Source organism: Myxococcus xanthus, assembly GCF_013116825.1.
Taxonomy (GTDB): domain Bacteria; phylum Myxococcota; class Myxococcia; order Myxococcales; family Myxococcaceae; genus Myxococcus; species Myxococcus xanthus_B.
In genome coordinates this window covers 23,375-40,963 of sequence record NZ_JABFNS010000086.1, presented here as the reverse complement: position 1 = coordinate 40,963, position 17,589 = coordinate 23,375, and the positions used below count along the sequence as shown (strand labels likewise).

Sequence of the window (17,589 nt, the reverse complement as noted above, 5' to 3'; positions counted from 1 at the left end):
GGCCAGGGGGGCTCCAGGGGTTCGGGTGGCGGCCGTCCCGCGGTGGCGCAGGCTCCGGCGAAGGCCCCCGAGGCCTCCCCGCTTCCTCCGCGTCGCCCGTCGCCCAAGTGGTTCTGAGCGGCTGAGGCCAGGCGGCGGCTCCGGCCCGCCGTGAAGTCCAGGAAGGGAGCTCGCGCCACTGGGGCGGGCTCCCTTTCGCGTGTCAGTGGAGGACCATCAGCGCCATGGAGCCGAAGGCGAGCGCCATGGCCAGGATGCCCCAGCGGAACCACTTCTGCGTGAGCAGCAGGTAGTCGTCGAACGAGGCCCCGGTGTCGCCGAGCGCCTCGGCCATGGCCAGCTGCCGCGCCTGGATGGGGCGCAGCGTGAGCTGCCAGACGATGCCGCACAGCATGAAGCAGACCTGTCCCGCGGCGAGCGCCGGGTTCGTCCACAGGGGGATGTCCTGGAGGTGCGCGCGCAGCATGCCGGTGGCGGCGAGCGCGAAGACGCTGGGCACCAGCAGGTACTTGTCGGTGAACTGCACCAGCCGCAGGGCATAGACAATCACCCGGGGCTCGCGCGTCCTGTCCGCGAGCAACCGCCACACGGCCGTCACGACGATGTCGCCCAGGAACACCACGACGGCGATGAGGTGCAGGAGCTTCAGGACGTTGTGGACGTTCATGGGGCGGGTGCCGGACGTGGGATGAGCGCGAGCAGGTGCTGGGCGAGCACCGCCGCGTGCGGATCGCGGAGCAGCGACAGGTGGGTGCCAGGGACGGGGTAGGCCGAGCAGACCTGCTGCGTCAACTGGCTCCAGCCGAGCGTGCCGTCTTGGACGAGCGCGTCGAGCGCCGCCGTGCTGGGGCCACTGCGGTCCTCCGCGCGGAACACCGCCACGGGCACCGGTTGTCCACGGCGGGGCCGGTAGTTCAGGGCGTCATGGGCCCGCGCCACGTTGAGGATGCCCTGCACGTGGACGGGCTGCGCGCCTTCGGGGAGGACCGCCGCGGCCTGGAGCCGTGCGACGAAGAACTGGAGCCGCTCGGCTTCACCCATGGCGCGCACTTCGGGCAGGGCGAGGTCGATCTTCACGTTGAAGAACGCCTCCATGATGCCGGCGAGGTGGAGCATCCACTGCGCCGTGTCCCAGCCCTCGCCCTGCGGCCGGGTGACGTCGGGGAAGGGTGCCAGGGTGTCCAGCATGGCGACGACGCCCACCTCGCGCCCGCGGGCCTTGAGCTCCTGGGCCAGCTCGTAGGCGATGTGTCCGCCCATGGAGTGTCCACCGACGGAGTAGGGCCCTTCGGGCTGCATGGCCAGGATTGCGTCCGCGTACCACGCGGCGATGGCCTCCACCGTCTCGTGGGGCGGCACGTCGCCATCCAGGCCCTGGGGTTGGAGGCCGAACACGGCGACGCCTGCCAGGTGTCTGGCGAGGGACAACAGGTAGAACGGCGTCGAGCCTCCACCGGGGACCAGGTAGAGCACCGGCGTCTGGTTCGCGTTCGTCGCGCCGGCCATGAGCGCGTGGGCTTCGGGGGTGAGCGGCACCAGCGGAGAGGGGGCCGCGTTCTCGGTCCGGAGGACCGTCGTGAGCTGCGCGGGCGTCGGGTTCCTGAACAGGGACACCAGCGGAAGCGGGCGGCCCAGACGCTTCTCCACCGCGAGCTTCATCTTGAGCGCCAGCAGCGAGTGGCCGCCCAGGTCAAAGAAGCTGTCGTGGATGCCCACGGCGCGCACCCCGAGCACGTCCTCGAAGAGCCGGACCATCTCCAGCTCCAGGGCATCACGCGGCAGACCCTCCAGGGCGGTGACGCGTGCGTCGGCGAGCTCCATCGCGCTCAGCGCCCGCGTGTCGACCTTTCCGTTGGGTGCGAGCGGCAGCGCGTCCAGGAGGACGAACTGCCCAGGCACCATGTTCGCCGTGAGCTGCTGCTCGACGAAGCTCCGGAGCTCGGTGGGCTCGGGGGGCTGCGCGGACGCATGGGGCACCACGAAGGCCACCAGCCGGGCGTCTCCACCCGTGCCGCGCACCAGCGCGACGGCTTCACGCACCGCCGGGTGCCGGGCAATGGCGGCTTCGACCTCGCCCAGCTCGATGCGATGCCCACGCAGCTTCACCTGCCGGTCGGCGCGGCCCACGAACAGGAACGTGCCATCCGCCAGCCGGCGGACCACGTCACCCGTCTTGTACATGCGCAGCGTCGGGCCTCCGGGGAAGGCGTGTTCGATGAAGCGCGACTGCGTCAGCTCCGGGCGGTTGAGGTAGCCGCGCGCCAGGCCGGGCCCCGCGAGATAGAGCTCTCCGGGGACACCCTCCGGGACAGGGCGAAGCCTGCCATCCAGGATGAGCGCTTCCATCCGGTGGATGGGTAGGCCAATGGGCTCGGTCGGGCCGTGCGCGCCCACCTGTCCGGGCAGGCACCGGTGCGCCAGCGAGTCGATGGTCGCCTCGGTCGGTCCGTAGAGGTTCCACACCTCCGCCTTCGAACGGTTGAAGAGCGTGGCGACGGTCGCGGAGGGCAGGGGCTCTCCACCCACGCAGACGCGCCGGAGCGCCGGGAGGTTCGCGAAGCCGGGCTCCTCCACCAGGGCCGTCAGCAGCGAGGGCACCAGTTGGAGCACGGAGACGTCTCGCTCGCGCAGCACGCGGGCCAGGTGCTCCGTATCCGCGCCAAGGCCATGCGGCGCCAGCACCAGCCGGGCACCCACCATCAGCGGGGCGAACAGCTCCCAGACCGAGGCGTCGAAGCTGAGCGACGTGCGCTGGAGCACCCGGTCCTCGTGAGCCAGCGGCATGGCGTCGTCCATCCACGCCATGTGGTTGGCCAGCGCGGAATGCTCAATCAGCACGCCCTTGGGCTGCCCTGTCGAGCCGGAGGTGAACAGGCAGTACGCCAGCGCGCCGCTCCGTGGCTCGAACGACTCCAGCATGTCCTCCCCGAGCACCACCACGTCGGTCCCCGGAAACCGCGAGGTGAGGTGCGCTTGCGTGATGACCACCCGCGCGCCGCTGTCCTCGAGCATGAACGTCAGTCGCTCGCGGGGGTAGGCCGGGTCGAGCGGGACGTAGGCCGCGCCCGCCTTGAGGATGCCGAGCAGCCCCGCCATCATCCCCACGGAGCGTTCCACGGCGAGGGCCACCAGTGCTCCCGGCGTGACGCCGCGCTGGACCAGCGCCTGGGCAACGGCGTTCGCGCGAGCCTCCAGGGCCGCGTAGGTGACGGTGCCGTCCTCGGCCTCGACGGCGATGGCCGCCGGCGTCTTCGCCGCCTGGGCCGCGATGACCTCGTGCACGGCGGGCAGTGTCGGTGCCGCCTCCGGTGTGCGAGGCGTGAGCCGGGCACGCTCCTCGGCGCTCAGCAGGTCGACATCCACGACCTTCGACCGCGGTTCAGCGGCCAGCCGCGTGATGAAGCCCGTCAACTGGCGCACCATCGCCTGGATGCGCCAGGCGTCGAAGAGGTCGCGGTCGTATTCCAGCACGCCTTCGAAACCCTGGGCCGTCTCGGACAGCGTCAAGGTGAGGTCGAACTTGGCGGCGCCGCTGGGGATGGCCACCGGGGTGGCCTCCAGGCCCGGCAGCGCCATCTTCGCGGTGTGCGTCTGCTGGTACGCGAGCATCACCTGGAAGAGCGGACTGGTTCCGAGCACGCGCTCCGGCTTGAGCACCTCGACCAGCTTCTCGAACGGGACATCCTGGTGCTCATGGGCGTCGAGCACCTGGCGGCGGACGCGCTGGAGGAGCTCGAGGAACGTGGGCTCGCCGCCCAGGTCGATGCGCAGGGGCAGCGAGTTCACGAAGAACCCGATGAGCGGCTCCGTCTCCGCGATGCGGCGGCCCGCGAACGGTGAGCCGATGACCACGTCGTCCTGCCCGCTCACCCTGCCCAGGTAGGCGCCAAAGGCGGCGAGCCATGCCATGTAGGCCGTCACCCCTTGCTCACGGCAGAGCGAGGTGAGGGCCTGGGCCGCGTCGGGCGCCAACGACAACGGCTCGGTGGCACCCCGGTGACTCCGGACCGCGGGCCGGGGCCTGTCCGTAGGCAGGTCCAGGACGGCGGGCGCACCCGCGAGCGCCTTGCGCCAATGGCCGAGTTGATGCTCCCGCGCCTGGCCGTCGAGCCAGCTCCGCTGCCACGCCGCGTAGTCCGTGTACTGGATGGGGAGGGCCGGAAGCGCCAGGGGCTCGCCCCGGACCTCCGCGGCGTAGAGCGCGGAGAACTCACGCATCATCACGCCGAAGGACCAGCCGTCGGACACGATGTGGTGCATGGCCACAAGGAGCACGTGTTCGTCGTCCGCGCGCTTGAACAGGTGCACGCGCACCACGGGGCCCACGTCCAGCGCGAAGGGCCGGGCGGACTCCTCGACCAGTCGCTGGTCGAGGCTCGCCGCGCCAGCGTGGCGGAGGTCCTCTGTGGTCAGCGTGAGCACCGCGTCGGCCACCCGGGCCACCGGCAGACCGTCGACGAGCGGGAAGTTCGTCCGGAGGACCTCATGGCGCTCCAGCACGCGCTGGAGGCTCCGTCGCAACGCGGCCTCGTCCAGCGAACCGCGCAACGTGAACGCGATGGGGATGTTGTAGGCCGCGCTCTGTCCTTCGAGCTCGGCGAGGAATCGCAGTCGCTCCTGCGCGAACGAAAGGGGCCGGTCCCCGGGGCTCGTCAGCCGGACCAGCGGCGGAAGCTGGGGTGCGGCCTCCTTGGCGGCAATCACCGCCGCCAGTGCCGTCAGCGTCGGCTGCTCGAAGATGGCGGAGAGGGGCACGTCGACGCCGAACGTCCTGCGCACGCGGCTCATGACCTGCGCGGCCAGGAGCGAGTGCCCGCCCAAGTCGAAGAAGTTGTCCTCCGCGCCAATCGGACGGCGCTCCAGGAGCGACTCCCACAGCGACGCCAGCGTCTGCTCGGTGGGCGTACGCGGGGGCACGAAGCGCGTCTCGCTCGCGGACGCCTCGAAGCGCGGCGGCGGTAGACGCCGCTTGTCCACCTTGCCGCTGGACGACAACGGCAGCTCCTCCAGGCGGATGAACTGCGCGGGCACCATGAACTCCGGGAGCTTCTTCCGGGCGTACTCGCGGAGCGCGTGCACATCCACGGGCTGGGCCGAGACGACGTAGGCAATCAGGGCCTTCACGCCCCCCTGGGCGCCCGCGGAATGCACGTTGGCCACGGCCTTCGCCACACCGGGGTAGGAGGCGAGCACCGCTTCGATTTCACCCAGCTCGATGCGATAGCCACGGAGCTTGACCTGATGGTCGATGCGCCCGAGGTACTCGAGGTTGCCATCCTTGCGCCAGCGGACCAGGTCTCCGCTCCGGTACAGCCGTGCGTCGGGCTTGAACGGATGCGGGATGAACTTCTCGCGCGTGAGCTCCTCGCGGTTCAGGTAACCGCGGGCGACACCGACGCCTCCGATGTGCAGCTCACCCGGGACGCCAATGGGCAGCAGTGCGCCGTGGCGGTCCAGGACGTACCCCTCCAGGTTGAGGGCGGGGCGCCCGATGGGCGGAGCACCCGGGTCGTCCTGCCGGCAGTGGCCGAGCGTGCTGATGATGGACACCTCGGTGGGGCCATAGGCGTTGACGAACTGGACGCCGGGCCGCGCCCACGTGTGGACGACCTCTGGCGGAAGGGCCTCTCCCGCGGACGTCAGCATCCGAAGCGAGGGGTACTCGCGGTCGGTGGGGAGCGCCGCATACGACGTCGGAGGCAGCACCATGTGCGTGACGCCGTGAGCCAGCAGCACCTTGGCCAGTTCATCGCCCGCGAGCAGCGTGTCCGCGGGGGCCACCACGAGCCGGCCCCCGTTGGTCAGGGCCATGACGATTTCCCAGACCGAGACGTCGAACGAGATGGAGGAGAACTGGAGCATGACGCAGCTCGCGTCGGCGCCCAGCTCGTGCCGCTGCATCTCGATGACGTTCGCGAGCCCCCGGTGCTCCAGAATCACGCCCTTGGGTCTGCCCGTGGAGCCCGAGGTGTAGATGACGTAGGCGGCGTTCTCCATGCGAACGCCACTGTCGGGATTGCCGGTGGGCGCGGCCTCCGCGGGCTCGTCCAGCCAGAGCGTCCGCACCTGCGGCGCGCGCCACTTCTGCTCCGCCGCATGGGTGCTCACCATGAGCGCGGCGCCCGAGTCCTCCAGGATGCCGTCGAGCCGCTCCTTCGGGTACGAGAGGTCGAGCGGGACGTAGGCCGCTCCCGCCTTCCAGATGGCGAGCAGGCCGATGAGCATCTCGAACGACCGAGGCACGGCCAGGGCCACCAGCTTCTCCGGGCCGGCCCCCATCGCGATGAGCTGGTGCGCGGCGCGGTTGGCCCGGCGGTTCAGCTCGCCATACGTGAGCCGCTCTGACCCCAGTTCGAGCGCGATGGCATCCGGCGTTCGCTCCGCGTGTTCCTCGACGAACCGGTGGGCCGGGACGTGGCGGGTGGGCGCCACCACGCGCCCCTGGGTGAACGCGGCGACGACGCCGCGCTCCTGCTCGGGGAGGAGCGCGAGCTCGGACAACCGCTTCTCCGGATGCGCCACCGCGTCGGCGAAGAGCACCTGGAGGTGGGCGACCATCCGCTCGATGCGGTCCGCGTCGAAGAGGTCCGTGCTGTACTCGATGACGCCGGACAGCCCTTCGCGCGTGGGTTCGAAGCTCAAGGTGAGGTCGAACTTCGCGCTCTCGATCTCCAGGTCGATGGGCTCCAGCGCCAGCCCCGGAAGGCTCAGGTGGCCCTCCGGGGTGTTCTGCAGCATCAACATCACCTGGAACAGCGGGGCGTGGCTCAGGTTCCGCTCGACCCCGAGCGCCTCGACGATCTTCTCCAGGGGAACGTCCTGGTACGCGTAGGCCTCTAGCGCGGAGGCACGGACGCGCGCGACGAGCTCCTCGAAGGTCGGATTGGCGGACAGGTCGATGCGCAGTGGCAGCGTCCCGACGAAGAAGCCAATCAGGGACTCGAGCTCCGCGCGGTCGCGGTTGGCCACGGGCGTGCCGATGACGATGTCATCCTGCCCGGTGATGCGCGCCAGGTAGGCCGCGAAGCCGCCCATGAGGACCATGAAGCTGGTTCCACCCGTGCGCAGGCTCAGGGCCTCGATGGCCTCGCTCAGCGCCTTGCCCAGGGCGATGCGCTCGGTGGCTCCGCGCATGCTCGTCCGGGGAGGACGAGGCCGGTCCATGGGCAGGTCCAGCGCCGACGGCGCGCCATGAAGCTTCTTCCGCCAGTGGTCGAGCCGCTGCTCCAGCACCTCGCCCTGGAGGTGCCGCCGCTGCTGGTACGCGAAGTCCCGATAGTCGACGGGGAGCTCGGGCAGCGTCACCGGCTGGCCGGAGACACGTCCGGCATAGAGCTGGGAGAGCTCACGCACGAGCACGCTGATGGACCAGCCGTCACCGACGGTGTGATGCATCGTCGCGACGACGACGTGTGCCGCCTCGTCGAGCCGGAACAGCTTCGCGCGGAACAGCGGGCCGTTCGTCAGGTCGAACGGTCGCGTGGCCTCCTCCGAGATGAGCAGGCGGAGTGCCTCGGGAGAGGTCTCTCCCAGGGTGACCTGCTCGAACGGAACGTCCTGGTTCGCTCGCGGCTCTTGCCACACGTGGCCATCTCGCTCGACGAAGCGCATCCCGAGCACGGGGTGCCGCCGGACGATGTCGGACAGGCTTTCCTGGAAGGCGCTGACGTCCAATGTGCCTGTCAGCCGCAGCGCCATGGGCAGGTTGTAGGCCGCGGTGCCGGGGTAGAGCTGATCCAGGAACCAGAGCCGCTCCTGGGAGAATGACAGCGGAATGGCGGCGCCCTGGGGCGCCGGTTCAATCCGGGCAAGCGTCAGCGTCTGGCTTCCCCGGCGAGCATCGAGCACCCGGCTCAAGGCGGCGATGGTCGGATTCTCGAAGAGGTCGGAGACGCGGAAGGCAGCGTCCACGTCACCGCGAATCCGCGCGACGACCTGCATCGCGAGCAGCGAGTGCCCACCCAGTTGGAAGAAGTCCTGGTCCCGCCCGACGACGCCGCGTCCCAAGACCTGCTCAAAGGCCCGTGCCACGGTCGCCTCCGTGGGCGTGCGAGGCGGCTCCGACGGGCTCTCGGTCTGAGCTGGCGCGACGGGGGCGGGGAGCGCACGGCGCGCGACCTTGCCACTGGGCGTCCGGGGCAGCTCGGGCAACGGCACGAACAGCGCGGGAACCATGTACTCGGGCAGGTCCCTGGCGAGGAAGTCGGGCAGCTCGGCCAACCGCACCGTCTCCGGGACAACGTAGGCCACCAGTCGCTTCTCGCGCGTGGCGTCCCCGTCGACGATGACGACCGCATCGCGGACATCGGGGTGGGCACACAGGGCGCGCTCAATCTCGCCGGGCTCCACACGGAAGCCGCGAATCTTGACCTGGTCGTCCGCGCGGCCGAGGAACTCGATGCGCCCCTCCACCGTCAACTGGCCAAGGTCCCCGGTCCGGTACGCCCGCACAGGGGGAGACAGGGGCAGGTCGACGAAGCGCTCGGCGGTGAGGTCCGGCCGTGACAGGTAGCCGTCGGCGAGGCACGTGCCCGCCAGGTACAGCTCTCCGGGCACGCCCACCGGGACGGGACGCTGGTTCGCGTCGAGCACGTGGACCGCCGCGTTGGCGATGGGCCGCCCGATGGACGGCAGCCCAGGCCAATGCCGCGGGTCGCCCTCCAATTCGAGCGCCGTCACCACATGCGATTCGGTGGGGCCGTAGTGGTTGTGAAGGCGCTTGCCACCTTCCTGGAACCAGCGGCGGATGGGCTCGGTGATGCGGAGTTGGTCTCCCGCGGTGATGACTTCCGTGAGCCCCGGAACGCGATGCTCGGTGCGCAGCGCGGCCTGTGCCAGATGGTGGAGCGCTACGGCCGGCAGGAAGAGGCGTTGGACGCGCGCCGCATCGAGGAAGTCGGCCAACGCGTCTGGGTCGCGTCGCGTGCCTTCATCGATGAGGACCAACGTGCCACCCGAGCACCAGGTGGAGAAGGTCTCCTGGAACGACACGTCGAAGTTGAGCGGCGCGAACTGGAGCGTGCGCAGGGGGCGGGCGTGTTCGGTCTGCCACTCGATGAGGTTGACCAGTGCCCGGTGCGGCATGGCCACGCCCTTGGGCTTGCCCGTCGAGCCCGACGTGTAGAGGACGTAGGCCAGATGATGCGGCTCCACCCGGGGCCGCGGAGTCTTCGTGGCAGGCGCCTCCGCGTCATCCAGCAGGACCTGCGTCAGGCCCTGTGACGGGAGCAGCTCGCTGTACTTCTTCTCCGTGAGCAGGACGCGCGGCTTGGCGTCCTCCAGCATGTAGCGAAGGCGCTCAGGGGGGTACGTCGGATCGAGCGGCACATAGGCGCCACCGGCCTTGAGGACCGCGAGGAGGGCGACCTGCGCATGGATGGAGCGGTCCAGACAGATGGAAACCCGGACCCCTGGGCCCACGCCCCATGCGCCCAGCCGGTCGGCCAGGGCTTCCGCGGCCTCATGGAGCTGGCGGTAGGTCCGCGTCTCGCCCTGGTGCTCCAGCGCGACCACGTCAGGCGTCTTCTGGGCCTGACGCTCGAACAACTCGGGGAGGGTGCGGCCGGTGTACCTGCGCTCGGTGCGGTTGAGGTCGGCGTACAGACGCCGCTCCTCGTTGGACAAGAGCGGGAGCTCTGAGGTGTGGAGCTCGGGCTCCTCGGCGATGGCCTGGAGCAGCCGGCCGAGGTGCGCGGCCATCCGGTCAATCCGGTCCGCGTCGAAGAGGTCCGTGTCGTACTCGATGCTGCAGGCGAGCGCGCCCTCACGCGGCTCCACGAAGAAGGTGAGGTCGAACTTCGACGTCGAGCTCGCCGGCGCTTGAATCTCGGCGCGAACATCGGGGAGTTGGAGCTCGCCACCGCTCTGACCCTGGAGGACGAACATCACCTGGAACAGCGGGTTGTGCGCAAGTCCACGGGGCAGCTCGAGCGCGGCCACCAGCTTCTCGAAGGGCACGTCCTGGTGCGCGTAGGCATCGAGCGCCATCTTGCGGACGCGCAGCAACAGCTCGGAGAACGTCGGGTCTCCAGACAGGTCGACGCGGAGCGCGAGCGTGTTGAGGAAGTACCCGACCACACCCTCCGTTTCGTGCCGGTCGCGGTTGGCGACAGGCGAGCCAATCACCACGTCCTCCTGGCCGCTGATGCGCCCGAGGTACGCGGCGAAGGCGCCGAGCAGGGTCATGAACAGCGAGGCGCCCGAGCTCCGGGAGAGCGCTTCGAGCCGTTGGCCCAGTGGCGCTTCCAGCACGAAGCCATGGGTCTTCCCGTGGAACCGCTGCCGTTCCGGTCGCGGACGGTCGGTGGGAAGCGGAAGGACGGGCGGGGCGTCCTTCAAGGCGTCACGCCAGAAGGCAACGCTCTCGTCTAGACGTCCTGATTCCAGCCGCTGCCGCTGCCATGCGGCCCAGTCCGCGTAGCGAATGGGCAACGCGGGCAGGGCCGGCTCCGTGCCGCTCACCAGCGAGGCGTAAACGATGCAGAACTCGCGCAGCAGGACCCCGACGGACCAGGCGTCCGCGATGATGTGGTGCTGGTTGAGGACCAGGACGTGACTGTCGGGTGCGAGCCGGAAGTGCCGCGCACGGAAGAGCGGTCCGTCCGTCAGCGAGAACGGCGCGGCGACCTCCTCGGCGATGCGTGCGTCGAGGAGGGCAGGGGAGACGTCCTCACTTACGAGCACGGAGGCGGCAGGTGCCTGGACTCGCAGGACGGGCGTACCGCCACGGTCGTGGAAGGTGCTCCGGAGCGCCTCATGGCGTTCAACCAGGAGTTGGAGCGTCCTTGCGAGCGCGCTGCCATCGAGCGTCCCCTGGAGCCGGAGCACCAACGGGACGTTGTACGCCGCGCTGTCCCCTCCGAGCGCGTCGATGAACCACAGGCTCTCCTGGCCCGGAGCGACGGGCGTGTCTCCCGTCAGCTCCACGTGCGGGATGGGCTCGACCGCCGTGCCCTGTCCGGAGAGCGTCTCCGCGAACTGCGCGATGGTCCGGCGCTCGAAGATGGCTCGGACGGGAATGTCGACGCCAAAGGCCTCGCGGGTGCGCGCGATGACCTGCGTCGCCTTCAGTGAATGCCCACCGAGGTCGAAGAAGTCATCGTGGATGCCCACGCGCTCCTGGCCGAGCACAGCGCTCCAGATACCGGCGAGGATCTCCTCATGGGGCGTCCGGGGCGCGGCCGAAGCCACCTGAGGCTGGGCCTCCAGAGCACGTGCTTCGAGCGCCGCGGTGTCGACCTTCCCGTTGGGAGTCAGCGGAAGCCGGTCGATGACGATGACCCGGCCAGGAAGGATGGCCGTGGGGAGCTTCGTCGCAAGATACTGCGTGAGCACAGCCGCGTCGGGTTGAGGCACCACGTCGCTGGCCGCGAACGCAATCAGCCGAACGTCACCGTTCTGCCGCTGCGCCTCGCTCACCACGGCCGCCGCGGTCACGTCGGGATGGGCCGCCAGCGCGGCCTCGATTTCGCCAAGCTCCACCCGCACGCCGCGAATCTGGACCTGACGGTCCGCGCGGCCGTGGAACGCGATGGTTCCATCTGGGAGGAACCGGGCGAAGTCGCCGCTCGCGTACATGCGCGCTTCGGGCACGCCCGCGAACGGGTCGGGAATGAAGCGCTCCGCGTTCAGGTCCGGCCGGTTCAGGTAGCCCCGGGTGACGCCCGCGCCGCCGATGTAAAGCTCTCCGATGACTCCCGGAAGGACGGGACGCCGCTGGCGGTCGAGGATGTAGATGCGGGCATTGGCGACCGGCCGCCCGATGGAGGGCAGCCCTTGTCTGCCATCCGGCGCAACGGTTCCGGATGTCGCCACCACCGTCGTCTCGGTGGGGCCGTAGTTGTTGACGAACTGGAACGGAAGTCCCGCGGGCGGTGTGGCGTGGAGCCGGTCGCCGCCCGTGAGCACGAAGCGCAGCGCGCTTGGTGAAGGCCACGGCAAGGCCAGCACGGCCTCTGCGACCACCGTCGGCAGGAAGCTGATGGAGATCTGCTGCGCCACCAGCCAGTTCGCCAGGTCGGCGGGCACGCTGGACAGCTCGGGTGGGACGAGGTGCAGCGTGGCGCCCGCGGCGAGCGTCGGCCAGATTTCCCAGACGGCGGCGTCGAACGCGGTGCTGGCGAGCTGGGTCGTCCGGTCCTTCGCCGTGAGCCCGAACGCCTCCGTGTGCCAGGACACCAGGTTCATCAGGTTCCGGTGTGTGACCAGGACGCCCTTGGGCGCGCCGGTCGAACCCGAGGTGTAGATGACGTAGGCCAGGTCATCCAGCCGCACCGGCTCCTTCGCGGGGACGTCGGGCGTGTCCGTCGCGTTCAGGACTCGGGAGACGTCGAGCCGGGGAACACGCGTGTCCGCGATGGGGTCCGCACCCGTGTTGAGGATGGCGACTGGCGCCGCATCGCCCACGATGTAGGCCAACCGCTCAGCGGGATAGTTGGGGTCCAGGGGCAGGTAGGCCGCTCCCGCCTTGAGTACGCCCAGGAGCGCCACCACCATCTCCACGGACCTGCCAATACACACGCCGACGATGCGCTCCCGCCCAGCGCCCAACTGACGGAGGTGCCGTGCCACGCGTTCGGCGCGGCGGTCGAGTTCGCGGTAGCTGATGGATTGTCCGTCGGGGCCCACCACGGCGGTCGCTTCATGCGCGGCCCCGTCGAGCAGGGCCGTCACAGGGCGGGTGACGTCGTAGGCACGGGGATGCTGGCCCCACTCCGCCAGCACGCGCCGGGCGGCCTCGTCCATCAGGTCGATATCGCCGACCGTCTTCGCGCCCGGCAGCGACTCGAGCGCGGCTTCCAGCAACCGCGCGATGCGCTCGGCCATCGAACGGGAGAACGCGTCCGCCGCGTACATGACGCGCAGCTCCAGCGACTCGCCCGGGATGGCGACCAGCGCCAGTGGGTAACTGATGCGGTCGTGTGTGTTGACGGAGCTGATGGTGAGTCCGCTGCGCGGCAGGAGCGTCGAGGCGTCGAGGGGATAGTTCTCGAACACCAGGATGCTCTCGAAGAGCGGCCGGTCCTTCGGCGCGTCCGACCAGTGCTGGATGTCCGCCAGCGAGGCGTAGCTGTACGGCTCGACCGCGCCTTGCTCAGTCTGAAGCCCCGACAGGAACGTGGCGACCAGCGCCGTGCCGTCCAGCCGCGCTCGCAGGGGCAGGGTGTTGATGAAGAGCCCGACAATGGACTCGGAACCAGCAAGGTCGGCGGGGCGGCCAGAGACCGTCACACCGAAGATGACGTCGTCCGTGCCTGTCGCTCTCGCCAGGACCAGCGCCCATGCACCCTGGACCAGCGTGTTGAGCGTCAGCCGGTGCGCCTTCGCGAAGCCCGTGAGCCGCGCGGTCAGCTCGGGCGACAGTCGCTTTGTGACTTCCGGCTGCGTATCGCCCGCCGGTCCGCTGGTGTCCTGTCGATCGGTGAAGGGCAGTGGCGTGGGTTGCTTGAAGCCCTGGAGCCGCTCGCGCCAGAAGGACTCGGCGCGGGAGGGGTCCTGCTCCTGGAGCCAGGCGATGTAGTCGCGGTAGGGGCGCGCGGCTGGCGGCAGCGCCGCGACGCCCTCCTCGAAGGCACCGAGCACCTCGCGGAGGACGATGGAGAAGCACCACCCGTCCAGCAGCAGGTGGTGGTAGGTCCACACGAACAGGTGGCGCGCGTCGTCGAGCCGGATCAGCGCGCAGCGAATCAGGGGCGGCGTGCCCAGGTCGAAGCCCTGGAGCCGGTCCTCGCGCAGGAAGTCGTCAATCCACCGCTGCTGCGCGTTCGCCGGCACGTGTCGGATGTCCTCGATGCGCCAGGGGACTTCAGCCTCCACCGCGACGACCTGGAGCGGCTTCTCCAGACCTTCCCAGAGGAAGCCCGAGCGCAGGATGGGGTGCCGGGCGAGGACGTGCTGCCAGGCCTCCTTCCAACGGTCAATGGGCAGGTCCCCCCGGACCTCGCAGCTCAGTTGCTCCACGTACATGCCCGCGCCGGGCTCCATCAGCGCGTGGAAGAGCATGCCGTGCTGCATGGGGGCGAGCTCGTAGATGTCCTCGATCGACTCTTCTGACGTCATGGCGCTGTCCTGCCCCTCACCTTCCACCTGGCTCATCGCGGCTTCTTGGTCAGCGTGAGCACGCGCTTCAAATCCTTGGCACTCAGACGCGCCGCCGGGAAGTCAGACGCTACCCGGACCGCCGCGGCGGGCTCCGCGCGCTCGCGAATCATCGCTCGCACGTTGGCGTGGAACTCCACGTTCAGCCGCTCGATGGTCTCCTTGTGGAAGACCTTGGCGCCGAAGGTCCAGTCGAGGCGGAGGCGCTGACCCGCTTCGACCACGGCGTTGAGCTCGATGCGGTGGGGCCGGGCGGCGCCAGGCGCGTGCAGCAGGCCCAGTCCCTCCTTGGCGCGGCCTCGCACCACGCCCTGCGTTGGAACGGCGCCCATCTGTCCCAGGTAGTTGAAGACGATGCCCGCGTTCGGAATCGCGCCGAGCCTCGAACGAATCGACGCATCCGGCGACAGCGCACGGAGCACGCCGTAGCCGATGCCGCCACGAGGCGTCCGGCGCAGCGCGTCCTTCGCGCGGGCCAGCGTCTCACGCACGCCTTCCCGGGCGCCCACGTGCAGGCGGAGCGGGAAGAGCGCGGTGAACCAGCCCACCGTGCGGCTCAGGTCCACGTCCTCGAACAGGAACTCGCGTCCATGGCCTTCCAGGTCGATTCGGACGGTGCTGTTGCCGGACCAGCCCGTGAGCGTCCGGGCGAGCGCGGCAATCAGGGCCTCGTTGACCTTGACGTCGTACGCCGTCGGAACCTCATTCAGCAGCAGCTGGGTCTCCTCCGCCTCCAGCCACGTCACGAGCGTGCCCGCGTCGCTCACCGTGTCCGGGGCGTGGGGGTCGTTCAGCGGCAGGTCCTGCGAGTCGTCTCGCTGCGCCGTCGCAAGCCAGGCGTCGAGCTCGGCCCGGGCGTTGGGCGTCGCCGCATACGCTTCGAGCCGCTTCGCCCAGTGCTGGAAGGACGTCGTCTTCGGCGGGAGACCGACCTCCTGGCCATTCGACAACTGGCTGTACGCCGTCAGCAGGTCCTCGATGATGATGCCCCACGACACGGCGTCCACCACCAGGTGGTGGGCCACCAGCGCGAGCCGCGCGGAGTCCCCACCCAGCCGCAGCAGGGCGGCGCGCATGAGCGGGCCCTGCTCCAGGTCCAGGGACTCGTGGAGGTCGGCGAGCGCCTCTTCCACGTGCTCGCTCCCGTCCACGTCCAGCGTGTCCAGGGGAATGCCTGTCAGCGCCTCCTCTTCGGCGTGGAACTGGGTCCAGCTGTCACCGTCCTTGCGGTAGCGGAAGCGGAGCGCGTCGTGGTGGCGCTGCACCGCTTCGAGCGCGCCGCGAAGCGCGGCCAGGTCGATTCCTGGCTCCACGTCGAGCATCACCGCCATGTTGAAGTGCTGCGGCCCGGCGCGGTTCTGGTCGAAGAACCAACGCTGGATGGGGGTGAGGGGCGCGCTGCCCGTCACGAGCCCCTGCTCGGCGTTGATGACCTGGGTGCTGGAGGCCACGCGCGCCAGGTCGGCGATGGTCTGGTGTTCGAACAACTGGCGCGGACGCAGCCGCAGGCCCTGCTGGGTGGCGCGGGAGATGATCTGCAGCCCGAGGATGGAGTCACCGCCGAGCGCGAAGAAGTTGTCGTGGATGCCCACGGACTCCTTCTTCAAGACGGTGGCCCAGATGCTGGACAGGATTTGCTCCTCCCGCGTCCGCGCATCGGCGAAGGCGGCGGGCGCCTGGGCCTGCACGGGGTCCGGCAGCTTCTTGCGGTCCACCTTGCCGCTGGGCGTCAGCGGGAAGGTCTCCAGAACGACGAAGTGCGCCGGCACCATGTAGTTCGGAAGCAGGCCCATGGCATGGTCGCGCAGGGACTGAATCGTCAGCGACGTGCCCGGACGGCCCACGGCATATGCCGCGAGCTGCCCCTGGTGGACCGTGATGACCGACCGCTGTACCGCAGGGTGGCTGTCGACGACGGTTTCCACCTCACCCAGTTCAATGCGGTAGCCGCGCAGCTTCACCTGGTCATCGATGCGGCCCAGGAAGTCGATGCTGCCGTCGGCGCTCCAGCGCGTGAGGTCGCCCGTCCGGTAGAGCCGGGCGTTCGGAGCGTCGGAGTAGGGGTCCGGGATGAAGCGCGTCCGGGTGAGCTCGTCGAGACCGTGGTACCCGCGCGCGAGCGCCACACCACCCACGTACAGCTCGCCGGGAACCCCGATGGGGACCTGCCGCTGGTCGGCGTCGAGGATGCGCGCCACGAGCCCCGGCAGAGGCCGGCCGATGGACGGCACGCCCGTGTCGCCCTGCTTGAGCTCGGCGACCGTCGCGATGACCGTCGTCTCCGTCGGACCATACGCATTGATGAAGCGGCGGGTGTCCGTCACCCACTTCTTCACGAGCTCCGCGGGGAGCGCTTCTCCGGCCGTGATGAGCACGCGGAGATCGGGATAGGCCCCCTCCGGCAGCGTCGCGAGCGCGGAGGGTGACAGCACGACCTGAGTGATGTGCTTCTCCGTGAGCACCGTGGCCAGGGCCTCGCCCACGCGCGCGGTCTCATCCGTGGGCAGCACCAGCCGGGCGCCGCTGGCGAACGCCATCACGATGTCCCAGACGGAAACGTCGAAGGACAGCGACGCCGCCTGGAGGATGCGACTGTCCGGTCCGAGCCCGAAGAGCGGGACCGAGGCCACGGCGAGGTTCGCCGCGCCCCGGTGCTCCAGCACCGCGCCCTTTGGCTTCCCGGTGGAACCCGAGGTGTAGATGACGTAGGCGGCGGAGCCCGCGTCGGGGAACGGGAGGGTGGATGGCTCGGCGTGCTCCGGCAGGGGCTCATCCATCCACAACGTCTGGCCCTGGAAGCCCGGCCGCTCGCCGAGGGCGCGCTCCGTGAGCAGCACCTCCGCGCCCGAGTCGTCCAGCATGTGGCCCAGGCGCGCCTGGGGGTACTCCGGGTCGAGCGGGACATACGCGCCGCCGGCCTTCCACACGCCCAGGATGCAGGTGATGAAGTCCACCGACTTCGGCAGGCAGATGGCGGCCCGCTTCTCCCGTCCGAAGCCCAACGAAACCAGGTGCCGGGCAATGCGCGTCGCCCGCTGGTCGAGCTCGCCGTAGCTCAGGCGGACGTCGCGATGCTCCAGGGCAATGGCCTCAGGTGCGCGCGCGACCTGCGCCTGGAACAACTCCACCACCGAGCCGGGCGCGGGCGGGGCACTGGGGCCTTGCTCCCACTTCGCCACCTGGCTGGCTTCGCTCGCACCCAGGAGCGCGAACTCGGGCACCCGGCGCTCTGGCGCCTGCACCGCTTCGCGGAGCATGACGACGAGGTGCTCGGCCATCCGCTCGATGCGCTCGCGGTCGAACAGGTCCGCGCTGAACTCGAGCAGGCCGGAGAGGCCATCCGCGGACTCCTGCATGGACAGCGTCAGGTCGAACTTGGCGGTGACGCTGTCCAGGTCGAGCAACCGCACGTCGAGCCCATCCAGCGCGGGCGGTGAGAACGGCGCGTTCTGGAGCGCGAACATCACTTGGACCAGGGGCTGGCGGCTGAGG

3 protein-coding genes (1 of these 3 running past the window's edge) are annotated in these 17,589 nt (G+C 69.9%); all 3 read right to left on the bottom strand.

Annotated elements, in window-relative coordinates:
- Positions 1-202: 202 nt before the first annotated feature.
- Tightly spaced (each overlapping or abutting the next), the 3 genes in view from HNV26_RS23520 to HNV26_RS23510 form a layout consistent with a single transcriptional unit that may run on beyond the window.
- Positions 203-667: a DUF2269 family protein gene (locus HNV26_RS23520; protein ID WP_141592659.1), complete on the bottom strand. Its 465-nt coding sequence runs from the start codon at positions 665-667 to the stop codon at positions 203-205.
- Entirely contained in the window at positions 664-14,094 is a 13,431-nt protein-coding gene (locus HNV26_RS23515; protein WP_171443515.1) for a non-ribosomal peptide synthetase, read from the bottom strand. Before HNV26_RS23515 ends, HNV26_RS23520 begins: the two co-directional genes overlap by 4 nt.
- Positions 14,091-17,589, bottom strand: the end of a protein-coding gene (locus HNV26_RS23510; protein ID WP_171443516.1) for a non-ribosomal peptide synthetase. The gene runs 5,648 nt beyond the window's last position; only the last 3,499 of its 9,147 coding nucleotides appear in the window; its start codon lies beyond the right edge, outside the window; its stop codon occupies positions 14,091-14,093. Before HNV26_RS23510 ends, HNV26_RS23515 begins: the two co-directional genes overlap by 4 nt.